This window comes from Azospirillum aestuarii (assembly GCF_016632405.1).
Lineage (GTDB): Bacteria > Pseudomonadota > Alphaproteobacteria > Azospirillales > Azospirillaceae > Azospirillum > Azospirillum aestuarii.
In genome coordinates this window covers 454,213-475,570 of record NZ_JAEPIV010000001.1, presented here as the reverse complement: position 1 = coordinate 475,570, position 21,358 = coordinate 454,213, and the positions used below count along the sequence as shown (strand labels likewise).

Sequence of the window (21,358 nt, the reverse complement as noted above, 5' to 3'; positions counted from 1 at the left end):
CAGGGTAAAGTCAATGAAGATAATATTAAGCCCTTTCAACGACTTAGCCGCCGGGTTCCGGGAAAATCGTTGGCTCTATAGGGGACGTCCGCGGACACCGCCAGCATCAACCGCGCCGACCACGAGTTCCCCGCAGCGTCAGGGACCCTCGTAGTAGCCGATCAACGGGGGGTTCTTCGGGTCACCTCGGCACATCATCCTGTCCAGCGATGGCGCGACATCGGCTGGCGGTGGCGCGAAGGTCTGGTCCACGATGATGACCTGCCACTCGGCCAGCACGCTGCCGAGCAGGGCATACAGGTGCGCGTAAAAATTCCTGAAGATGTCCGGATTCACGTCCGGAGTGATGTTTTTCATCGGAGAGTCGATGATGAGCACCCGTGGAACCGGCAGGCGCTGCTCGGCAGCCGTCTTGTGGAGCGCCAGCACGAAGGCGATCTTCATAAGGATCTTCTTGCCGCCGCTGCCGACAGTGAAGAACGAGAAGGCCCGCCTCTCGTCGCCTCTGGGCCACACCGCAGGGATCAAGTTGCTGCGCCCCAGCACGACTTGGTCGTCGGCCGAAAACGCCGGGAACTTGATCGCGCCGAGCACGGCTGCGTAGTTCTCCTCCAGCTTCGTCAGGTTCTGTTCGGCGCCAACGAGCCTGGCTTCCTCCTCCTCGAGCTTGCGCTGCACCGCCTCAATATCGGCCGACAGAAGGTCGGCCTGGACAAAGAGCCGGGAGATCTCGGCGGGCAGCGCCCGAATGCGCTCTAGGAACGAGGAGCGCTCCCGGATGACGGCAAGTCGCTGCTCGCCAACACGGCTTCGTGCCAGGAAGTCCGATTCATACCCTTGAAGCGACTCCGCCACGCGACCGTCCACCTCGCGCCGAGCTTGCCGTGCCTCCGTCAACTTCGCTTGGAGCGGTCCGAGTGACTTGCGGTGTCGTGACGACGAGTCTTTGAGGTCGGCAATGCGCGCATCCAGGTCCTGGCGCACGACATCCGCGGTGAGCGCCTGCCCGCGCGGCTGCTGGCCGGACGGTGTGTGGCACAGGTAGCAGGCGTCGTCCGTATGTTCGGCTTTGGCCGGGAGCCCGGACCCGCAGCGCGGGCAGCACTCGAACTCCACGCCGTCGAGTACGCGGTGGGAAATGTCCACCCGCGCGGCTTTCATCTTGAGCTGCATGAGCTCGGCCGCCAACGCCTCCTGTTCGCCGATGCGGGCGTTGACTTCGTCGATCGCGTCTTCAAGGGTCGCCACCTGGGCGGCCAGCTCCTTCAGCCTCCTGCGGTTCTCATCGGAGATCCGCGTGTCCGGCCGATACCCCGCGCGCAGCGCGGCAAGCTCCTCTTCGATCCGCCTTGCTTCGGCGTTCAGCTCCTCCAGTTCCGCGGCAATGCGCTCCTCAGAGTCGAACCCGAAGGGGGCCAGGAACGCACGAACCTTCGTGATGGAGTCGCGTTGGGCGCGCTGCTCCTGCTTCAGGCGCTGAAGCTCGATCTGGAGTTCGTTCAGCCGCTCGCTCAGGTGGCCGACGAAGAACCGCAAGGTGTCCTGGCTCTTCTCCTTCCGGATCGGTACGTCGAGCAGGAAGAAGTCCGAGTCGAGGTTGTCCTGGTCGAGATAGACAAACTTGAAGATGTCACGGATGCTGAGGCGCACCAGCGGCGAATCGCTGTCGTAGGTGCGCCGCCGGACTTTCACGACCGGGATCCCCAGGAGCCGGAGGATCAGGTCGCTGAAACTGAAGACGTCCTCACCGAAGATCGGCTCCGCCCGCGGTCTCATGGGCGCCGACACCATGTAGGTCTCGCCCGCGGCGGTCTGCCAGGTGACCTGCGCCGAACCGGCGTCCTGGGCGACCCGCTCGATGACCACGGTGTTCGTGCCCATCCGCGTCTGCAACGCGACGGAGACGAGCTCCTGCTTAAGCGCCGGGGTGCCCGGGAACCGGCCGCCGAGGCAGAAGTCGATGAGGGCCGGGATGCTGGACTTACCGGCCGACATTTCGCCATGGAAGAACGAGACCCGTTCGGCAAAGCGCACCGTCTCGACGCTCGCACGGCAACGCAGCTGGAGGTACTCGAAGCGCAGATTCATGGCGTGATGGCCTCGTCGTAGGCGAGCGTCGCGATCTCGGGGAAGGTGGCGTAGATGAACTTCATGATGTCCGTCGCCCCGATGTCGATCCTCTGGCGGAGCATGCGGGCACGGGCCGCCAACGGCTTGGTGGCGTCTTCTTTCGCCAACGCGGCCGCAACCTCCATCCCGCGCGCCGTCAAGGACAGACGGATGGCGCGGCCGTCGGTGTCGACCCGAGCCAAGCCCTTGGCGGACAGAATGTTGATGAAGCGCCGGTAGCGATGGTCCCACGGCCCGAAGCGGTACCGCACCATCGTCGCTTCGACGCTGCGGCGTTCGTAAGGCTCCACCGGCACGCGCTCGGGCGCCACCCCGCGGGCGACCATCGCGCGCTCGAAGTACGACGGGTACCTGAGCAGGAAATCCAGCTTGGCGAGTTTGGTGATGCCGTGGATCGCCGCGTCATCCGGCCTGCTGAACGCCAGCAGGAGGACGAGCATGCGGGCCAGGTGAACCGGCTCGTCGCGGTCGAGGCTGGTCACGATGTCGGCGAGCGTGAGCCTCATCGGACAGCCTTCAGATCGAACCGGTCACTCCACCAGACCGTACACTCCTCGGTCAGAATCCCGGCCGTACCAAGCAGGTGCTCCCGTGCGCAATCGAACATCGGCAAGGTACTCGTACGCAGCCGATCTTCCAGCATCTGCCGAAGGGCTGTGTACATCGCGCTCGCATACTTCTGGCCCGGCTGCTCAACGGACAGCTGAGCCTCGACGCAATCGTCCCTGACCAAGGTTTTCAGATGCTGCAAACGCCGGTTGGCCTCGCCGAGGCCGTAGCGGTAAACCCATTTGACATACAGTGTCTCCATGGACTTCTTGAAGTCCTTCAACGAGTCGACACGCGCCATCTGGAGGCCACCGTGCTCGAGCTTCTCGACCATGACGTCGAACCCTGGCGGAAGTGCGTTTGCCGAGGCGCCTCCTGACGAGACTAGAAGGTTGTCCGCCCCTTCGACCAGGGACTGCCGGATGACCTCTTCCACCCGGTCCGCGGTGATCGTCTTGCCCGCCAGCAGCAGGGCGTCCCGCTGAGCATCGAAATCCATCACCAAACTGTACAGGTCCGCGACGCTGCCGCCGAGAACGCAGCTGGAGGCCTGTTGGCAAAGGTAGATGAGGTTGTCGGCAATCCTGGTGAGGGTGTGGAAAGTCTGCGTTCGCCGGTAGTCCCGAACATCGCCGACGTTTTCGCGCAGATCCTTGTACGGCCGCTCCAGGTCCGTTTGCTGACCGAGAAGAAACAGCCTGAGCATGGCCGCAACGACGTGCGCCTCCTGGCAATTGTGTTTGCCGCACACGTCAGAAACAAATTTTCTGAGTAGATGCGCCTTTGCCAAGCCATCGAGGTTGCCACGTTCGCAGATTTGGGCGCGAATGTAGCCAAGGTTGTTTCCGTTCTCCTTCTCACCCCAAAATCCGTGGTTGGTGATGAAGTGAAAATTGTCAAACCGCGCTGGATAGGCGCTCTCAAGTCTGGCAAACCGGCCGATGCTGTTCTTGACCGCATCGTCGGTGGCCTTAAACGGCTCCAGGTCGAAGCGGCGCGTCTTGACCTGGAGAGCATCATAGGTCCCTCCCGGCTTCCGGAGCAGGATGTCTTCGTGGTTCTCGCAGTAGACGGCTTCCAACTGGCCGGACAGCAGCCGAAGACACTGAATGGCAGCGAAACAATGCTGATACGAGAACCGCGCCTGAGTGTCAGCACCAGGGTCTGTCTTGTCGAGCACTGCGCCTGGATCCGGCGACGCCGTTGTCACGCACCACTCCTTGCCGTTGTACCCTATGGCTTATTCGGCCTTTTAGGCTCATCCTCGACCATGGGGTATGCAGCAGGAAATCTGAGTTCACAAGAATTTCTTTTTCAGGTGGTGGGCCATCATGCTTTTGGAGGGGCCCCGGAGGCAGCCAAGTGCCTTCGAAACACATGCGATGTGGTCTACCCTCACCAAAGAAGAGGGGCGCCGAAGCGCCCCTGCCCGAGTGTGGGAGGAACCAGTCTCAGAGGTCCTTCGGGTACTCGATGCTCTTGAAGCTCATCGCGTCCGCGCTCGGCACGTGGCCGATCCGCCGGATGTTGGCCCAGACGTTCTTGTAGTTGGGAATCATGAACTCGTTGGTGCCCTTGCTGATCACGTTGCCGACCTGGCCTGTGGGCGCGATGAACAGCATGAAGGCCTGGCCGGGCTTCGCCGTCGGCGTCGGGTAGACCATCGCCTGGGTAGAGCCGACGTCGTTGTAGACCTCGACGAGGTCACCGGCCTTCAGCCCCAGCTTCTCCATGTCGCCCGGGTTCATCTCGATCGGCGCCACCGGGTTGCGCTCGCGGACGAACGGCGTGTGGACGTCATAGAAGGCGTTCTGCCAGATCAGGTTGTTGCGCCCGTTGTTGATCAGGAACGCATACTTCTCCTTCTGCTGATCGCGACCGGCGACCTGGAGCCCGCGCCACTCGGTCTTCATGAACTTGGCCCGGCCGTCGTCGGTCTTGAACTTGCCGTCGGCGTAGAGGCGCTTGGTGCCGATCAGCTTGCCGTTCTCGAAGCCGACCACCGGCTCCTGAACGCCGTTCGCGCCCATGGCGCGCAGGCGCTCGTAGGTCACGAACGTCCCACCCTCGGCATGCTGGTTGTAGCCGTCCATGAAGGCATCTTCCTCGGTCTTCCAGTCGAACTTGCCTTTGAATTTGTTGGCGTAGGTCTCGTTGCCGACGCGGCGGAACGACGCCTCGAGGGCATTGGCCATGCGGGCGGCGATCAGCGCGTCGGGCAGCGCCGCGCCCGGCGGGTCCATGTAGCGCTCGGTCAACCGCAGACGCCGTTCGCCGTTCATCGAGGTCAGGTTCATCTCGCCCGCCGTGGCGGCCGGGAGCCAGACGTGCGCCGCCTCGCCCATCTGGGTCGGCAGGATGTCGACGTTGACGCTGAACAGGCCGCCCCGCTTGACGGCGGCGACGATCTGCTCCAGCTGCGCCTCGCGATCGCCGTACGGCACGCTGTCCATGGCCTCCTTCACCAGGTTGGTGCGGCGCCGGTAGACGCGGCGGAATTCCTCAGCGTTGAGCGTCGACTTGAAGTGGTCGGTCGCCCAGTTGTGATGGATGCCGCCCTGGCCGCTGATGAGCAGCTGGTCGACGTAGGCCGCCGGACGCCCAACGTGGGCGTCGGAGGGGCGCACGTAACCCTCCTGGTGGCCGCCGAGGCGCACACAGCCGGTGCCTTCGCGTCCGACGTTCTGAGTGGCCAAAGCCAAGTTCACCATGGCGGCGTTGGAGCGGTAGTTGTCGTTGCCCCAGATCAGGCCCTTCTCGTAGGCCAGCATGGTGCGGCGTGGCGTGCCGCCCGCCTTCGGCTCGGCGATCCACTGCGCCGCCTTGCGGATGTCCTCGGGCTTCAGCTCGGTGACGGCCGCCGCGTCCTCGACCGAGATTCGGTTCGCCTTCACCGCGTCGTCAAAGCCGCTGGTGTGCTGGGCGATGAAGTCCTTGGCCTGCCAGCCCTTGTTCACCACCTCGGTCAGCAGCGCGTTCAGCAGCACCAGGTCGGTGCCCGGATTGATGGCAAGGTGCAGGACGTTGTCCTTGCCCACCACCGTCTCGCAGGCGTTCACTGAGACGGTCCGGCGCGGGTCGACGATGATGACCTTGGCCGCGGCGTGCGGCTCGCTGGCCAGCATCTGCTTCTTCTTGTCCAGCGTCTCGCCACGCAGGTTCGGCACCCAGTGCGCCAGGAAGTAGTTGGTCTGGTTCTCCAACGGGTTGGCGCCGACGACGAAGATGGTGTCGGCGAGCTCGGCGTCCTCGTAGCTGTTGTTGAGCTCGCCCACCCCCATGTCGCGGCTGGCGTGGACCTCGGAGTTGTAGGCGGGCCGGTTGTGGATGCGGATGTTCTTGATCTTCAGCGCGTCGAAGTAGAGCTTGCCGGTGCCCCAGGTGTTCTCGTAGCCCCCGGCAGCCCCGCCGTGGTCGAAGGCGGAAACGATGACGCCGTCCTCGCCCATCTCCTCGATGACGCGCCGCGTCACGTCGGCAACCAGCGACAGGGAATCGTCCCAGGAGGTCGGCATCATCTGCGAGTAGCGCCACACCATCGGTTGGCCGAGGCGGGCCGTCATGGTGCCGGTCTGGTCCGAGTAGCGGGTCTCCCCCATGCGGCCGCCGCGGACCGAGTTGAGACCCGCGTTGACTTCGCACTCCTTGTCGGGGCGGATGATGAGGTGGACGAGCTTCCCGTCCTGCCGGACGACGTTGTACATAGACGGGTTGTACCAGGCGGCGCTCTCGGCGCCTTGCTGCTGGGTCAGGTCCTCGCCGAAGGCGTTCTCATCGGGCTTGTGTCCACCCTGCCGGTCGAGTGGCCAGGAGATGGCCTTGTAGCCGCAACCGACGATGCAGAAGTCGCAGGTGACGTTCTGCACCTTTGCGTCCTTGGGCGGGATGGGAAGCTGGTCGGTACCGCTCTTGTAGGTCATGGCTTCCTCCCTCACCCGCGCCGCAGCGAGACGGCGTCCTCATTGAGGACGTTGCGCGTGCGCCCGTAGATCAACTCGTCTACTCCGACGGCATGGATGTCGCCCGCGCCGTCCACGGTCAGGCGAAACATCGGCAAGTTCTGGGTGGCGTGCCCCCAGATCTGCTGGCCTTCCTTCTCGCAGTCGAAGCGGGAGAAGTGGCCAGGGCAGTTCAGCGTCTTGTCGGCCGCGTTGTAGGAGAGCGGGTAGCCTTTGTGCGGGCACATGGTCGAGTACGCGACGATGTCGCGGTCCGGCCCGGCGCCGCCATCCACCGGCGCCCCGAGCTTGATCAACACGCCCGGAGAGTCGATGTCCGGGTAGTTGACCTGCATCGGCTCGTTGACCTTGAGGTCCTTGATGTTGGCGAGCCGGTTGGCTGGGTAGTCGACGCGGGCGGCGGGAACTGCGGCCCTCGCCGGTGTGGGCGCCACGACGGAGACGGCAGCGGCCCCCGCGGCAGCGGCCGCGCCGCCGCGCAAGAATTGGCGGCGGCCAAGTTCCACGAGCTTCGGGCACTCCTTCATGGGGTATCCTCCCTTGGCGTTTTCGTTGTCCGGTGCGCGTAGCATCGGACGTGCCAAGGGGTGATTAGCCGCGGATCTCCTAGAAACCGGTTGCGAAAGGGCAATGGGATGTTCGGATTTCCGAATGGTGCCTCGGTCAGGTGCACCGTTGTTTGGGAGCCTGGCGTTCGGGTTCCCGAACGGCCTTGCCCAAGCCCCTGCGGAACGGCCAGGGATTACTCCATCTGATCCATCGCGATGCCGAGCCGCCGCATCTTCTCCCACAACGTAGTGCGGCCAACGCCAAGGAGATCGGCCGCCTTGCCCAGCTGACCGTCGGCCCGGCGCAGCGTGGCCAGGATGTACGACCGTTCGCTCTCGTCCCGAACCGCGGTCAGCTGCGGCCAGTCGGTGTCGGTGCCGAACTGATCGTCGGCCACGGACTCGGGGAACAGGTCGTTGGCGCCGATCCAAGGGCCCGTCGCCAGGGCAACGGCGCGCTCGATTCGGTTCCGGAGTTCGCGGACGTTGCCGGGCCAGTCATGGGTCAAGGCCACCGCCTCGGCCTGCGGGGTCAGGCGCTGAGCCGGGCGCCCGAAGGCGTCTGCGTATTGGCGCAGGTAGGCTTGGAGGAGCGGCAGGACGTCGTCAAGCCGGTCTCGAAGGGATGGGATGGTCACCGGGATGACGTTGAGCCGGTAGAACAGGTCGCGCCGAAACGCCCCTTCCCGAACCCGCTGCTCCAGGTCGGCGTTGGTCGCACAGACCAGCCGGGCCGCGAACGGCAGCGGCTTTTCCCCGCCGACCCGGAAGAACAACCGCTCCTGGATCAGGCGGAGGAGTTTGACCTGCACTGGCAATGGCAGCTCCCCGACCTCGTCGAGGAGGAGCACACCGTTGCCCGCACGCTCGGCGTAACCGCGGTGCAGCGCGTGAGCGCCCGTGAATGCGCCCTTTTCGTGCCCGAACACCTCGCTGTCGATCAGCTCTTGTGGAATGGCCGCGCAGTTCACCGCCATGAACGGCGCCTCGGCGCGCTGCGAGATCCGGTGGACGAAGTTGGCCGCCACCTCCTTGCCGACGCCGCTCTCGCCGGTGATGAGCAGCGTGCTGTCCACGTCGGCCACACGCCGGAGCAGCTGCTCGACCTGTCGGATGGCCGGAGACGTTCCGAGCACCGCCTCCGCCGCTCCGGTGCCGATGCCGCGCGAGCGCAAGAGGTCGCCGATGCGCGTCAGGAACTCGTCGACGGCGAACGGCTTGGTCAGGTAGTCGTCGGCCCCGGCACGGACTAGCCGGACCGCCTGGCTGACGTCGCCGAAGCCGGTCATGAACACCACCGGCGTCCCGCCCAGCTGCGGGAGCAGGCTGTGGTAGAGCTCCTCACCGGTCATGTCCGGCAGCCGGATGTCGCACACCAGAAGGTCCGGCCGCTGGCCCTGGAGCGCTCCCAGCGCCTCGCCGCCGGTGGTCAGCCACACCGGCCGGTAGCCCTCAAGGGACAGCCGCTCGACCAGGGACTCACCCATGATCGGATCGTCCTCGACGATGAGGATGGTCGGGGCCTCATGCCGCTGCATAGGTCCGTCTCCCTTCGAGGAATGGAATGGACAGTGTCACCGTCGTGCCGCCTTCGGCACCAACACCAACCTCGACCTCGCCACCGACCCGGTCGAGCAGACGGGCGACGGTCCAGAGGCCGAGCCCCCGGCCGCCCTGCGGCAGCGGCGCGGTCGCCTTGCTGCGCAGGAGCCCGGCCATCTCCGCAGGGATGCCGGGCCCCTGGTCCTGGATGGTGACGCGCAAGCCATCGTCCGAAGCGTCCGCGGCCATGGCCACGGTCGTGCCGGGTGGTGATGCCCGGCAGGCGTTCAAGAGGAGGTTCAGCGCCATCTGGCGCACGGCGGCGCCGTCGACCGCCATGGGGCCGTTCAGCTGGTTCTCCCAGGCAAGCGTGATGCGGCGCCGTTGCGCTTCGTGCGCGATGAGGTAGCGGAGGTCGTCCAGATCCTCCGGGGACATTTCGGCCGCACCGACCGGCTCCTTGTAGGCGACCAGCGCGGCGCGGACCACGTTGCCGATCCCCCGCAGTCCGCGCTCCAGCAGCGCGGCCGAACGCTGGCGCACGGCGTCGTCGCTCCCGTGGCGCTTCAGGGTGTCCACAGCCGTCAGCATGCCGCCAAGTGGGTTGTTCACCTCGTGCGCCATACCGGACGCAAGCCGCCCCAGCAGCGCCAGCTTCTCCTCGTCGGCCAACCGGGTGGCCAACGCCTCCCGCTCGGCGACGGCGCGGGCCATGGCGTTGAAGCGGTGGAACAGGCGGCCGAACTCGTTCCGTTCCTCGGCAATGAAGCGGCGCGGGATCGGCTCGACCGCCCCGGCCCGGACGCGCTCGACGTACTCGTCGAGGATGCCGAGGGGGCGCAGCAGACGACCGACCACCGCGTAGCCCACCGCCGCGAACAGCACGATGAGGCCGCCGTTGACGGCCAGCAAGGTGCCGAGCACGTCCCGCCGCACGGCGATCAGTGGTGCGATGTCGATCTCGCTCAGAACGTGACCGATCACCGTGGCGCCGCTGCCGATGGGCCGGTGGAACCACGCCAAGCGGCGTTCGTCGTCGATGACGAGATCGGCGGAGGGCTCGAGGCGCGAACGCAGCTCGGGCGGCAGCGTGGTCCCGACCGGGAAGTCTTTCGGGTCGGTGGCGGCGAGCACCGAAGCGTCGGGAAGCGTCACGACAAGAAGGCGGGTCGTTTCACCACCGTCGCGGCGCCGCACGCGGTCGAGGACGTCGAACGTCTCCCACACGTCCTGGCGCGTAACATGCGGCTGGAGCGCCACGGCCAGCGCGTCGAGATGGGCGGCGGACAGCTGGCGAAGGTGCGCCTCCTGGTCTGCCGTCAGGCGCGTCAGCACGGAGTAGGAGGCGGCAGTGCCCACCATGGCCATGAGGGCGGCTACGAGAAGCGGCACCTTCACGGTCAGCGGCCAAGCGCGAAGAGGCGGAAGGCGGTTCATGCGTGCGCCTTCACGAAGTCGCTCATGGCGGCGATCGCGTCGAAAAGGGACGGCGCAGCCGTGTCGAAGCCGTCCAGCCGCAACGTCCTCAGAACCTCCCGTCCGACCGGATCCTCCGGCATGGCCAACAGTGCTTTCCGAAGCTCTTGGATCTCCGGGCTGTCCCGGCGCCCGGCCAAGCAGGCGATCGGCGGGAAGCCCAGCCATTCCGAGCGGTGCAGCACGCGGGTTCCGGCAACCAGAGTTGGTTCGGTTTCCGCCATGACATCCCAGACGTAACCGTCCACGCTGCCGCTCTGGGCCAAACCGCTGGCGACGGCGCGCACGACGTTCCGGTGGCCGTAGGTGAAGAAGCTGCGCCGGAAGAAGCTGGCCGGGGTTTCCTTCCTGGTCGCCAGCAGGTACCGGGTGACCAGGAAACCCGAGTTGCTGTCCGGGTCGGAAAAGGCATGCACGTGCCCACGTGCACCGTCGAGGTCCGCGGCCGCGTCCCCCGCCTGCACGATGACGTAGGACTGATACAAGGGACGGCTGCGGTAAACCGGGATGGCGACCAGGGAGAGCTGGTCGCGGAACTGCACGAAGGGGAAACCGCAGATCCAGGCCGCGTCGACCTGACCGGTCAGCAGCAACGTGGTGATCTCTTGGTAGGTTCGCCGCTTCACCAGCGCCACGGGGCGCGCAAGACGGCCCGTGAGGTAGCGCTCGAGCGCGCCGAGCAGTTCGGTGTCGGAGTCCAGGAAGACCGGGGTCAAGCCGAAACGAAGTGGCGGTAGTCCGGGTGATGCGGCCATCACCGTTGCCGGGATCGCCAGCAACCCGAGCGCGCTGAACGCGCGCAGGACCGACCGTCGGGTCCAGTCCACACGGCGGGCCTCATGCCTTGGCTTCTGCCAGTCCGGCATGTCTTCCTCCCAGCCGGTCCGGCTGGGGACACCGTGCAGCGTCGCGCGCCGGTATCCCGCCCGGGCCGTCATGTTTGGAGACCACGCTATCAGTGGCATGACCATATCCGCAAGGACGCGGATGATCCGTCGCCAAGCACCCTCAGCCAAACATACTTCAATGATTTTGGTAACACCGTTGGATTGCCCGCAACACTGTGCTATATCAGGCCAATGACACTGGAACGCACCGCAGAACGCCTCGAAGCGCTTGGGCACGTCACCCGGCTGGAGATCTACCGCCTGCTCGTCCGGGCGGGCGAAGACGGCTTGGCCGTTGGCGACCTTCAGAAGCGTGTCGGCATCCCGCTCACGACCTTGTCCCACCATCTGCGTAAGCTCGTGCTGGTCGACCTGGTTACCCAGGAGCGGCGCGGGACCACGCTGATCTGCCGCGCCAACTACGACACCATGCGCGCGGTGCTCGGCTTCATGACCGAGGAATGCTGCGCCGACGCCAAAGGTTGCAAGGCAGCATGAGCGGCACGCCCTCTCGCTCATCACCGTCTTCTCCGTAAGGCGGTCGCCGGGCTTTTTCGCCCCGCTCGACCATGCCAACCTGGGCACCAGCGCCTCGGGCCCGCTCGGCGGCTTGCCCGCATGAGTGTGCCAGCCCTGGTCTGCTTCCTGCCTGCCCCCAAGAAGCTCCATCATTTCAACAGCCATTGAAACGTTGTTGACGGTTCAACGGCTCACTGATATTTTGACCATATTGGAAATATTAAATTGATGCACCGCGAACGTGGCATCCGTTCGACGTCCTCATCCGCACACCAAGGGCTCTGACATGGAGAAGAAGGCCGTCCTGTCGGCGCTGTCCGCGCTCTCGCAGGAGACCCGCCTGGACATCTTCCGCCTGCTCGTCCAGACCGGTCCTGAGGGACGCGCGGCGGGCGCCATCGCCGAGGCCCTGGACGTCAGTCCGGCCACGCTCTCCTTCCATCTGACGCAGCTCACGCACGCCGGGCTGATCATTCAGCGGCGCGAAGGTCGTTCGCTGATCTACTCGGCCGACTTCGATCGGATGAACGGCCTTGTCGGCTTCCTGGCCGAAAACTGCTGCGGCCGTCCGGCCAACCCTGCCGCCTGCGTCCCCGTCTGCGCTCCATCGTCAGAAGCGGCTAACGGGCTTGAAGAGGCGGGCTTTAAGACCACACCGATTCCGCACCGCAGTTGCTGACGCACCTTCCCTTGGAAAAGTCGGAGCCGCTCAAGCACATGGGCAGCCCAAGCACATGGAGAGAAGAATGGCCGAGGACCGGGTCTACAACGTCCTGTTCCTGTGCACGCACAACAGCGCGCGTAGCGTGATGGCGGAGTGCCTGCTGAACCGCGAGGGCGCGGGCCACTTCCGTGGCTTCAGCGCGGGCAGCCAGCCGTCCGGGCGCATCAACCCGTACGTCCGCGACTTGCTCGAGCGGCTCGGCTTCGCGACTGCCGACCTGCGCTCCAAGACGTGGGACGAGTTCGCCACGCCGAACGCGCCCCACATGGACTTCGTCTTCACCGTCTGCGACAACGCCGCGGGCGAGGTCTGTCCGGTGTGGCCCGGCCATCCGGTCACGGCGCACTGGGGCTTCCCCGACCCGTCGAGCGCCCAGGGCACGGACGCGGAGAAGGCGGCCTTCACCGCTGACGTGTTCCGGCAGATCAAGCAGCGGCTGCGGGCGTTCACCAGCCTGCCCATCGCCTCGCTCGACCGGCTCGCCATCAAACAGAAGCTGGACGACATGGCCCGAGACACCAAGGGCGGGGCATGACAGCGACCGTCACCGCGCTGACCGACGGAGATCGGCCGTCCCTGGCCGGGCTGCTGACCGCGGACGGCCTTCCGAGCGACGACCTGACGGCCCCGGGGCTGCGCTTCTGGCGCGTGGCGGACGACCACGGACTGCTCGGCTACGGCGGGCTGGAGGCCCACGGACTGGATGGCTTGCTGCGCTCCGTTGTCGTTCCGCCGGACCGGCGTGGCCACGGAGCCGGTCAGGCCGTCGTCGCGGCGGTGAGCGAGGAGGCCCGCGGCCTGGGGGTGGAACGGCTCTGGCTGCTGACCACGACCGCCGCCGATTTCTTCGAGCGCCTGGGTTTCCGGCGGACGGATCGGGGCTCCGCGCCGCCTGACATCGCCTCCAGCGCGCAGTTCGCGGGCCTTTGCCCGAGCAGCGCCATCTGCATGCGCCGCGACCTTGCCCTGCCTGTCAAACCCACCGATTCCAAGACGGAAGCGACCACGCCGTGACCGAGATCACCATCTACCACAACCCCGCCTGCGGAACGTCGCGCAACACGCTGGCGCTCATCCGCAATTCCGGCGTCGAGCCGACGGTCGTCGAGTACCTGAAGACACCGCCGAGCCGCGAGCTACTGGCCGACCTGATCCGGCGCATGGGCGTGCCGGTGCGCGCCGTGCTGCGCGAGAAGGGCACGCCCTATGCGGAGCTCGGCCTGGACGACCCGTCGCTGACCGACGACCAGCTGCTCGACGCCATGATGGCGCACCCCATCCTCATCAACCGGCCGATCGTCGTGACGCCGCTTGGCGTCCGCCTGTGCCGCCCGTCCGAGGTGGTGCTCGACATCCTCCCGGACCCGCAGCGCGGCGGCTTCACCAAGGAAGACGGCGAGCGGGTCGTCGACGAGGCCGGAAACCGCATCGGCAAAGCCTCCTGAGGGACTGAACGACATGACGGCTGACGTCCACGCCGCCCCAGCGGCCCGCCCGGCCATGGGCACCTTCGAGCGCTACCTGAGCGTCTGGGTGGCGCTGTGCATCGTCGCGGGCATCGCCCTCGGCCATCTGATTCCCGGCTTCTTCCACGTGATCGCCGCGGCCGAGGTGGCCAAGGTCAACCTGCCGGTCGCGGTGCTGATCTGGCTGATGATCGTGCCGATGCTGCTGAAGATCGACCTCGGCGCTCTTGGGCAGGTCAAGGAGCACTGGCGCGGCGTCGGCGTGACGCTGTTCATCAACTGGGCGGTCAAGCCCTTCTCGATGGCGCTGCTCGGCACTCTGTTCATCGGTCACCTGTTCGCGCCGCTGCTTCCCCAGGACCAAATCCCGTCCTACATCGCAGGGCTCATCCTCCTGGCCGCCGCTCCCTGTACCGCGATGGTCTTCGTGTGGTCGAACCTGTGCGAGGGCGAGCCTCACTACACGCTGAGCCAGGTGGCGCTGAACGACATCATCATGGTCTTCGCCTTCGCGCCGCTCGTCGGCCTGCTGCTGGGCGTGGCCTCGATCACCGTGCCCTGGGACACCCTGCTGCTGTCGGTGGTGCTCTACATCGTCATCCCGGTGGTCGCCGCCCAGCTCTGGCGCCGCAGCCTGCTGGCCTCGGGTGGCGACGCCGCGCTGAAGCGGACCTTGGGCATCATCCAGCCGGTCTCATTGATCGCTCTGCTGACCACGCTGGTGCTGCTGTTCGGATTCCAGGGCGAGCAGATCCTGGCGCAGCCGCTGGTCATCGTGTTGCTGGCCGTGCCGATCCTGATCCAGGTGTATTTCAACGCCGGGCTGGCCTACTGGTTGTCGCGCCGTTTCGGCGTGGCTTGGTGCGTGGCCGCCCCGGCGGCCCTCATCGGGGCCTCCAACTTCTTCGAGCTCGCCGTCGCCGCGGCCATCAGCCTGTTCGGCCTGGGCTCCGGCGCCGCGCTGGCCACCGTAGTCGGCGTGCTGGTCGAAGTGCCCGTCATGTTGTCGGTGGTGCGCATCGTGAAGGCGACCAAACCCTGGTACGAGCGGCAGTAGTTCCCGCCCACGCAGCACGCCCGGAACCCTTAGGAGCGACGACATGCCGGACCATGACATCCCCGGGATTGAGGTCTTTCCCAACTTGGACGAGCGCTTCCTCGACGTCCCGGACCAGGGGAAGCTCACTCCGGAGCGAGTGTCGACGCACCCACCGCGCATCTTGCTGCTGTACGGTTCCTTGCGTGAACGCTCCTACAGTCGGTTCCTCGCCGAGGAGGCAGCCCGCCTCCTGCGGCGTATGGGCGCCGAGACGCGGATCTTCGATCCGCGTGACCTGCCCCTGCCGGACAGCGTGCCCGCCGACCATCCCAAGGTGGCGGAATTGCGGGCCCTGTCGCAGTGGTCGGAGGGACAGGTCTGGGTCAGCCCGGAGCGGCACGGCACCATCACCGGCATTCTGAAATGCCAGATCGACTGGCTGCCCTTGGAAAGCGGCGGCGTCCGGCCGACGCAGGGGCGCACTCTGGCCGTCATGCAGGTGTCCGGCGGCTCGCAGTCCTTCAACGCAGTCAACGCGATGCGCGTGCTCGGGCGCTGGATGCGCATGGTGACGATCCCCAACCAGAGCAGCGTGCCCAAGGCGTTCCAGGAGTTCGACGAGGCCGAGCGCATGAAGCGGTCGCCTTACTACGACCGCGTCGTAGACGTCATGGAGGAGCTCTACAAGTTTACGCTGCTCGTGCGCGACCGCAGCGACTATCTGACCGACCGCTACAGCGAGCGTCGCGAGGCCGCCCTGAAAGCCGAAACCGAGGCGCAGGCCCTCGCGGCCGCTGCGATGAGCGGCGAGAAGAAGGCCTAGGGCTTCATGGCGGACCATGTGGACGTTGTCGTCATCGGCGGCGGGCAGGCGGGGCTCGCCATCGGCTATCATCTCCGGCGGACCGGGCTGTCCTTCGTCATCCTGGACGCTGAGAGCGAGCCGGGCGGCGCTTGGCGGCACGCTTGGCGTTCGCTGCGGCTGTTCTCGCCCGCCGCGTGGTCGTCGCTGCCGGGCTGGCTGCTGGGCGGTGGCGAGACCGCCTATCCGGGCCGCGACGACATCCTTGAGTACCTCACCCGCTACGAGGCCCGCTACGACCTGCCGATTCACCGGCCGGTCATGGTGCGGTCGGTCGAGCACGCAGACGGCGATCTCTTGCGGGTCATCACGGACCAAGGTGACTGGACTGCCCGCATGGGCGTCAGTGCCACCGGGACGTGGCGGCATCCCTACATCCCGACTTATCCAGGCCGGGAGGCGTTCCGTGGCGTTCAGATCCATTCCGGCGTCTACGCGACGCCGGAGCCCTTCGTGGGCCAGCGGGTCCTGATCGTGGGCGGCGGAAACTCCGGTGCGCAGATCCTGGCCGAGGTGTCCAAGGTCGCGGAGACCACCTGGGTAACCGAGCGGCCGCCGGTGTTCCTGCCGGACGACGTCGATGGCCGTGTGCTGTTCCACCGGGCCACCGCGCGCATCAAGGCGCTCCAGGAAGGCCGAGAACCGGAGATGCCGACCGGCGGTCTCGGCGACATCATCATGGTGCCGTCTGTAAAGGACGCCCGGTCCCGCGGCGTGTTGCACGCCATCCAGCCCTTCATCCGCTTCACGGAAACCGGCGTCGTCTGGCCCGACGGAACCGAATCCGCGGTCGACGCCGTCATCTGGTGCACCGGCTTCCGCCCGGCACTCGACCACGTCGCCGCCCTCGGCATCATCTGCCCTAATGGCACGGTCGAGCTCGACGGCACCCGCTCAATCCGCGGACCACGGCTCTGGTTCGTCGGCTATGGCGGCTGGACCGGACCGGCGTCGGCGACGTTGATTGGGGTGGGCCGCAGCGCCCGCGAGACGGCGCGACACATCGCCGACGAACTCAGCGCGGCCAGCGAGGGAGCGGGCTGAGATCCGGACCGTCGCAGGGCTGACAGGCCCACCCTATTCCGTATTTCTAGGAATATAAAAATAACAGTTGACGGGTGAACCGCCCCTCGTTATTCCAATAGTCATCGAAATAAGGATGGCGACCGCGCCGGACGGCGTCGACGGTGCAGCCAGCACCGCAGGCTCGCGTTCGGAACCCTCTGCGCCCTGCAATTACGGTATTTGCCGGAATACGGTATCAGAAGAGCGCCTCGCCTCGGCAACCTCATGGGAGAAACCTGATGACGAGCACCACGCTTCCAGTCGTCGTAATCGGAGCCGGGCCGGTTGGCTTGGCCGCCGCCGCTCATCTCCTGGCCCGTGGCCTGACGCCGCTGGTGCTGGAAGCGGCACCTGCGGTGGCCGCCAACGTGCGGGATTGGGGGCACGTCCGGGTCTTCTCGCCGTGGCGCTACAACATCGACAAGGAGGCCCGCGCCCTGCTCGAGCGGTCGGGTTGGGTCGCGCCGGACCTCGACGACATTCCGACCGGCGGGGAGATCGTTGACCGCTATCTCCAGCCTCTGGCGGCCCTGCCTGAGGTGGCCTCCCATCTCCGGTTCAACCACCGTGTCATGGCGATCAGCCGCCAGCACATGGACAAGGTGAAGACCGGCGGCCGCGAGGCCTCGCCCTTCGTGATCCGCGTTGAGACACCCGCAGGCGAGGGCGAGATCCTGGCCAGCGCAGTCCTGGACGCCTCCGGCACCTGGTCCACGCCCAACCCCATGGGCGCCAACGGCCTTCCAGCCATCGGCGAGAAGGACCACGCCGACCGCATCCACTACGGCATTCCCGATGTCCTCGGGGGCCTGCGCGGCCGCTACGCGGGGCGTCGGACGGTGGTGGTCGGGTCCGGGCACTCGGCGGCGAACGCCCTGCTGGACCTCGCCCGCCTGGCCGGGCAGGAGCCCGGCACCGAGGTGGTCTGGGCCGTCCGCGGCACCGACCTGCGGCGGGTGTACGGGGGCGGCGACGCCGACGCGCTGGCGGCGCGCGGCGCCTTGGGCACGGCCCTCAAGAACCTTCAGGCCAGCGGCGCCGTGGAGCTGGTGACCGGCTTCCGGGTGGCGAAGGTCGCCACGGTGAACGGCAAGCTGGCTCTTGAGAGCAGCGATGGTCAGCGCATCAAGGGAGTCGACGAGGTCGTCGCCGCGACCGGCCTGAGGCCGGACCTGACGCCGCTTCGCGAGCTGCGCCTGAAGCTGGACCCGTGGCTGGAGTGCACCGAAGCCCTCGGGCCGCTCATCGACCCGAACCTGCACAGCTGCGGCACGGTGCGGCCGCACGGCGTGCGCGAACTCTCCCACCCGGAACCGGGCTTCTACGTGGTCGGCATGAAAAGCTACGGCCGCGCCCCGACGTTCCTGATGGCGACCGGCTACGAACAGGTGCGCTCGATCGCCGCCTTCCTGGCGGGCGACGTCGAGGCGGCCCATGACGTGCAACTGGATCTCCCCGAGACCGGCGTGTGCAGCACTGACCTCAGTGCAGGGCCCTCGAAGGAAGCGGCTGGTGGCTGCTGCGGGGGCTCAGCTCCGGCCGAGGTGGACGCCTGCTGCGTGACGGACGCGCGGGTGAAGGCGACGGACGGCGTGGGCTGTGGCTGCGCGGAGACGCCCGCCGCCGCGGCCAAGGAGCCCGCCATGGAGGGTTGCTGCGGCCCGAGGGGCGCATGACAGCGACGGTATCGGCCGGGACGGTTGCCGTCCCGGCCCCTGGCCCGCTGCGCCACAGCCTCATCGCGGGGCTTGGTGTTGCGCAGATCGTCTCCTGGGGGACGCTGGTCTACAGCTTCCCTCTGCTGGCGGAGCCGACCATGCAGGCGTTCGGCTTGGTCAAGACCGATGTCTACCTGCTGGCCTCGATGGCCCTGGTCGTCGCCGCGCTCTCCGCGTACCCAGTCGGCGTGCTGATCGACCGCGGCCGTGGTCGTCGGGTGATGGGACTGGGGTCGCTTCTGGCGGGCCTCGGCTTCCTGGCGTGGTCGCAGGTACAGGCTGCCTGGCAGCTCTACCCGGTGTTCCTGCTGCTCGGCTTGGTCCAAGCCATGACACTCTACGACGCGGCGTTTGCGGTGGTCGCTCGCCTGTCCGGCGCCGACGCGCGCCGGGCGATGACCGCGCTGACGCTCTGGGGCGGCTTCGCCAGCACGGTGCTGGTGCCCGTGGCCCAGCTGCTGCTCGACGCCGTCGGCTGGCGGGGGACACTGGTCGCGCTGGGGATAGGCAATTTCGCGATCGCGGTGTTGGTGACGGTCATCCTGGCGGAACGGCTGCTCGACCCACCGAGGGGCAAAGCCGTCCCGACGGCCCATTCACCGGCGGGGAACCCCGTCCGCTGGGTGGCGGCCAAGCCCGCGTTCTGGCTGCTGTTGGTGTCCTTCGCTGTCCACACCGGCGTCTTCTCGGCGCTCAGCTACCACCTATACCCGCTGCTCATGGAGCGGGGGTTCGAGGCGGCCGCGGTTGTCGGCGCCATCGCCGTCATTGGACCGGCGCAGGTGGCCGGGCGCATCGCGGTGTCGGCCTTGGCCGGGCGCCTGCCCATCCGCCGTCTTGGCTCCGTAATCGTCGCCGGGCTTCCGCTGGCCGCGGTGCTGCTGTTCATTTCCGGCTCCAACCTGCTGATGGTCTACCTGTTCGCAGCTCTGTACGGGGCGGCGAACGGGATCATGACCATCGTCCGCGGGATGGCCGTGCCGGAGATGCCTTCGACCGGTTGGCGAGCAAAAAGCCGAATCGGGTCGACGTCGAGGTCGTGCGCCTGCGCAACAACATCTGCCACGGCGACATCCTTGAGTTCGTCCAGGTCGTCGACGGCGGCAAGGACGCCTTCTTCACCCCCGAGTGCCTGCGGGAGACCGCCTTGGTCCTGCTCGGGGTTTCGTTCGAATGGGCCAAGGCCCTGGGCGACTTCCGCCGGGCCCGCGGGTTGCTGCACTACGGGCCGACGCCACCGATCCCGTCAAGCCCGCTCATCCGAAGCACGTAGCCGGGCGAGGGCCAACCCACGGTTCACACCGCCACAAAGCCGTCACAGCCAAACCCGTCATCGTCTGCAACGTCCTGCGGGCTCAACCTTGCCCGAACATGCTCCACCACCCGATCGGCCTCGAGTTGATACCGACCTTGTGACGCTGATATCGGCGCACGATGAGAAGGGACCGAAGCTCGTCGGGACGCAGCAGGTGAACGTCCACATCGGCCTCCCTGGCGAGGCCGATGTGGACGTCCCTACAGTCCATGCAGACGGGAATCTGTTCGGTAATCTTGCCTCGGTTTGGTGGAATCTCTGCCCAATGCATTATGGATGGCCCGCGGAAATCCTATCGCAAGGCCCTACCCTCCTCATAACGCCGAAAGTCCGTAGACACCCGGTGCGCGCCTCTGACCTGGTCACGGAGGCTTGTTAGGTCGCGTTCGGACAAAGACGGGTAGCCGACGTCGAACCGCAGCTTGTCAGTACCGGTCGCATGAAGACCGCGGGCATGACTGGCGATGTCTGCAAGCAACGCCGCGCACCGCCGGGCCGGTGCAGCATTCGGCCCGGAGACCCGGCCGAGCGACATCGCCAGCTGAGCGGACTCCCAGGCCACCGTGTCGATGTTCACCTCCCGCTGCTCTGTGGTCAGCGGGAAGTCTGGACCGCGGCGGCTCGATGTCTCGGCGATCCGGGCGGCCAGAACATCGGGATTGAACCCAACCCGCAGCTCCCCGGACAGCCCGACCGAGCGGCGAGGCCGCCCATTATCAAACCAGACCGCCCCAACCAGTTCGTTTTGCTCGTTGAACCTCATCACCGCGGGCGCGATGCTACGCGACGTCAGCACGCCACCGGCGTAGTGAAGGACGGTAGCGCCGTGCCGACCGACCGAGACCTGGCTAAAGTCCTGGCCCTCTTCCCGCATCTTTGTGGCGTACTCGGAAGACACCGGCCGGACGCCGTCCGGATCGACCTCATAAGCGACCGTCATCGCCTTCGAGCCCCAGGCCCCAGCGTCCAGATCCGCCCTGGCACGCCCGGCGATGGTCCGGCCGACTTTACCGAGCAGGCCGCTCAGCTGCTCCTTCAGCGTCGGGGGCGACGAAAGGCCGTGCTGGCCCTGGAGTTCGCGGCGCAGCTTCCGTTCGCGGCAACCGGCCAGCGCGCCATGGACCTCTTCAGCGACCAGCGCCGCCGGAAGCAGGACGAGGGTGGCTGTGGCGGGTCCGGCTGCCAGCGCGACGGCGCCTACCGCGGTCAGCAGGAGCCCGGCATCGCGGACCAGATACTTCCAGCTGCGGGCGCGGCGGACGGCGTCCTGGTCGACGTGCGCCTGCTGGTGCTGATCATTGCCCTGCGTCATCGTCCAAGCTCCCGTGCGACCGGCCTGCCTTCAATGTCAGTGCAGGCCATGCAAGGGACGTGATCGGAACGGGCGGCGTTCGGGGATTGCGTCAGCCTTGACGCACCCAGGGATCTCGCGTGTACAATGAAAAACGCCGCGGTCATCGCCCTGGCAGGGGCTCGCGCGGCGTCTTTCACTCGTAGGTAGACCCAGCATGACGCGCTTTTCGCGTATGATCAAGGGCTACCGCCGCACTTGGCGGTAG

At 66.7% G+C, this 21,358-nt stretch carries 19 protein-coding genes; 10 read left to right on the top strand and 9 right to left on the bottom strand.

Annotated elements, in window-relative coordinates; genetic code table 11:
- Positions 1–138: 138 nt before the first annotated feature.
- From JJL56_RS02165 to JJL56_RS02130, 8 genes are all read right to left on the bottom strand, one after another.
- Complete coding sequence (locus tag JJL56_RS02165; RefSeq protein WP_200484026.1) at positions 139–2,088, bottom strand: AAA family ATPase; 1,950 nt, start codon at positions 2,086–2,088, stop codon at positions 139–141.
- Positions 2,085–2,636, bottom strand: coding sequence for a hypothetical protein (locus JJL56_RS02160; protein WP_200484025.1), 552 nt, complete (start codon positions 2,634–2,636; stop codon positions 2,085–2,087). The genes JJL56_RS02165 and JJL56_RS02160 overlap by 4 nt, the downstream gene beginning before the upstream one ends.
- Positions 2,633–3,859 carry a dsDNA nuclease domain-containing protein gene (locus JJL56_RS02155; protein WP_200484024.1) on the bottom strand — a complete coding sequence of 409 codons (1,227 nt, stop codon included), beginning with the start codon at positions 3,857–3,859 and terminating at the stop codon, positions 2,633–2,635. The genes JJL56_RS02160 and JJL56_RS02155 overlap by 4 nt, the downstream gene beginning before the upstream one ends.
- A gap of 271 nt (positions 3,860–4,130) precedes the next feature.
- Complete coding sequence (locus JJL56_RS02150; RefSeq protein WP_200484023.1) at positions 4,131–6,599, bottom strand: arsenate reductase (azurin) large subunit; 2,469 nt, start codon at positions 6,597–6,599, stop codon at positions 4,131–4,133.
- Between the two features lie 11 nt (positions 6,600–6,610).
- Entirely contained in the window at positions 6,611–7,165 is a 555-nt protein-coding gene (locus tag JJL56_RS02145) for an arsenate reductase (azurin) small subunit (protein ID WP_200484022.1), read from the bottom strand.
- Between the two features lie 215 nt (positions 7,166–7,380).
- Complete coding sequence (locus JJL56_RS02140) at positions 7,381–8,724, bottom strand: sigma-54-dependent transcriptional regulator (RefSeq protein WP_200484021.1); 1,344 nt, start codon at positions 8,722–8,724, stop codon at positions 7,381–7,383.
- Positions 8,711–10,165 carry a sensor histidine kinase gene (locus tag JJL56_RS02135; protein WP_200484020.1) on the bottom strand — a complete coding sequence of 485 codons (1,455 nt, stop codon included), beginning with the start codon at positions 10,163–10,165 and terminating at the stop codon, positions 8,711–8,713. Before JJL56_RS02135 ends, JJL56_RS02140 begins: the two co-directional genes overlap by 14 nt.
- Positions 10,162–11,070 (bottom strand): substrate-binding domain-containing protein, encoded by a 909-nt coding sequence (locus tag JJL56_RS02130; protein ID WP_247890902.1) that lies wholly within the window; start codon positions 11,068–11,070, stop codon positions 10,162–10,164. Before JJL56_RS02130 ends, JJL56_RS02135 begins: the two co-directional genes overlap by 4 nt.
- Before the next feature lie 213 nt (positions 11,071–11,283).
- Here JJL56_RS02130 and JJL56_RS02125 point away from each other — a divergent pair, with 213 nt between their 5' ends.
- From JJL56_RS02125 to JJL56_RS02080, 10 genes are all read left to right on the top strand, one after another.
- Positions 11,284–11,589 carry an ArsR/SmtB family transcription factor gene (locus tag JJL56_RS02125; protein WP_200484019.1) on the top strand — a complete coding sequence of 102 codons (306 nt, stop codon included), beginning with the start codon at positions 11,284–11,286 and terminating at the stop codon, positions 11,587–11,589.
- A gap of 307 nt (positions 11,590–11,896) precedes the next feature.
- Entirely contained in the window at positions 11,897–12,289 is a 393-nt protein-coding gene (locus JJL56_RS02120) for an ArsR/SmtB family transcription factor (protein ID WP_200484018.1), read from the top strand.
- Between the two features lie 67 nt (positions 12,290–12,356).
- Positions 12,357–12,869: an arsenate reductase ArsC gene (locus JJL56_RS02115; protein WP_200484017.1), complete on the top strand. Its 513-nt coding sequence runs from the start codon at positions 12,357–12,359 to the stop codon at positions 12,867–12,869.
- Positions 12,866–13,348 (top strand): arsenic resistance N-acetyltransferase ArsN2, encoded by a 483-nt coding sequence (gene arsN2, locus JJL56_RS02110; protein ID WP_200484016.1) that lies wholly within the window; start codon positions 12,866–12,868, stop codon positions 13,346–13,348. The genes JJL56_RS02115 and arsN2 overlap by 4 nt, the downstream gene beginning before the upstream one ends.
- Entirely contained in the window at positions 13,345–13,779 is a 435-nt protein-coding gene (gene arsC, locus JJL56_RS02105; protein ID WP_200484015.1) for an arsenate reductase (glutaredoxin), read from the top strand. Before arsN2 ends, arsC begins: the two co-directional genes overlap by 4 nt.
- A gap of 13 nt (positions 13,780–13,792) precedes the next feature.
- Positions 13,793–14,857 carry an ACR3 family arsenite efflux transporter gene (gene arsB, locus JJL56_RS02100; RefSeq protein WP_425599113.1) on the top strand — a complete coding sequence of 355 codons (1,065 nt, stop codon included), beginning with the start codon at positions 13,793–13,795 and terminating at the stop codon, positions 14,855–14,857.
- Positions 14,858–14,900: 43 nt separating this feature from the next.
- A complete protein-coding gene (gene arsH, locus JJL56_RS02095; RefSeq protein WP_200484014.1) occupies positions 14,901–15,662 on the top strand; it encodes an arsenical resistance protein ArsH in 762 nt (253 codons plus the stop codon).
- 6 nt (positions 15,663–15,668) lie between these two features.
- The gene (locus JJL56_RS02090; RefSeq protein WP_200484013.1) at positions 15,669–16,745 is read left to right on the top strand and encodes an ArsO family NAD(P)H-dependent flavin-containing monooxygenase; all 1,077 of its coding nucleotides are present in this window, start codon (positions 15,669–15,671) and stop codon (positions 16,743–16,745) included.
- A gap of 260 nt (positions 16,746–17,005) precedes the next feature.
- Positions 17,006–18,442, top strand: coding sequence for an FAD-dependent oxidoreductase (locus JJL56_RS02085; protein ID WP_200484012.1), 1,437 nt, complete (start codon positions 17,006–17,008; stop codon positions 18,440–18,442).
- Positions 18,439–20,178, top strand: coding sequence for an MFS transporter (locus JJL56_RS02080; RefSeq protein ID WP_200484011.1), 1,740 nt, complete (start codon positions 18,439–18,441; stop codon positions 20,176–20,178). The genes JJL56_RS02085 and JJL56_RS02080 overlap by 4 nt, the downstream gene beginning before the upstream one ends.
- Here JJL56_RS02080 and JJL56_RS02075 read toward each other — a convergent pair.
- Positions 20,092–21,111 (bottom strand): hypothetical protein, encoded by a 1,020-nt coding sequence (locus tag JJL56_RS02075; protein WP_200484010.1) that lies wholly within the window; start codon positions 21,109–21,111, stop codon positions 20,092–20,094. The genes JJL56_RS02080 and JJL56_RS02075 overlap by 87 nt on opposite strands.
- Positions 21,112–21,358: the final 247 nt, after the last annotated feature.

Coding starts and splice junctions, on each gene's coding strand:
- JJL56_RS02165 (WP_200484026.1), bottom strand. CDS start 2,088: ATGAATCTGCGCTTCGAGTACCTCCAGCTGCGTTGCCGTGCGAGCGTC.
- JJL56_RS02160 (WP_200484025.1), bottom strand. CDS start 2,636: ATGAGGCTCACGCTCGCCGACATCGTGACCAGCCTCGACCGCGACGAG.
- JJL56_RS02150 (WP_200484023.1), bottom strand. CDS start 6,599: ATGACCTACAAGAGCGGTACCGACCAGCTTCCCATCCCGCCCAAGGAC.
- JJL56_RS02145 (WP_200484022.1), bottom strand. CDS start 7,165: ATGAAGGAGTGCCCGAAGCTCGTGGAACTTGGCCGCCGCCAATTCTTG.
- JJL56_RS02140 (WP_200484021.1), bottom strand. CDS start 8,724: ATGCAGCGGCATGAGGCCCCGACCATCCTCATCGTCGAGGACGATCCG.
- JJL56_RS02135 (WP_200484020.1), bottom strand. CDS start 10,165: ATGAACCGCCTTCCGCCTCTTCGCGCTTGGCCGCTGACCGTGAAGGTG.
- JJL56_RS02130 (WP_247890902.1), bottom strand. CDS start 11,070: ATGCCGGACTGGCAGAAGCCAAGGCATGAGGCCCGCCGTGTGGACTGG.
- JJL56_RS02125 (WP_200484019.1), top strand. CDS start 11,284: ATGACACTGGAACGCACCGCAGAACGCCTCGAAGCGCTTGGGCACGTC.
- JJL56_RS02120 (WP_200484018.1), top strand. CDS start 11,897: ATGGAGAAGAAGGCCGTCCTGTCGGCGCTGTCCGCGCTCTCGCAGGAG.
- JJL56_RS02115 (WP_200484017.1), top strand. CDS start 12,357: ATGGCCGAGGACCGGGTCTACAACGTCCTGTTCCTGTGCACGCACAAC.
- arsN2 (WP_200484016.1), top strand. CDS start 12,866: ATGACAGCGACCGTCACCGCGCTGACCGACGGAGATCGGCCGTCCCTG.
- arsB (WP_425599113.1), top strand. CDS start 13,793: ATGACGGCTGACGTCCACGCCGCCCCAGCGGCCCGCCCGGCCATGGGC.
- arsH (WP_200484014.1), top strand. CDS start 14,901: ATGCCGGACCATGACATCCCCGGGATTGAGGTCTTTCCCAACTTGGAC.
- JJL56_RS02090 (WP_200484013.1), top strand. CDS start 15,669: ATGGCGGACCATGTGGACGTTGTCGTCATCGGCGGCGGGCAGGCGGGG.
- JJL56_RS02085 (WP_200484012.1), top strand. CDS start 17,006: ATGACGAGCACCACGCTTCCAGTCGTCGTAATCGGAGCCGGGCCGGTT.
- JJL56_RS02080 (WP_200484011.1), top strand. CDS start 18,439: ATGACAGCGACGGTATCGGCCGGGACGGTTGCCGTCCCGGCCCCTGGC.
- JJL56_RS02075 (WP_200484010.1), bottom strand. CDS start 21,111: ATGACGCAGGGCAATGATCAGCACCAGCAGGCGCACGTCGACCAGGAC.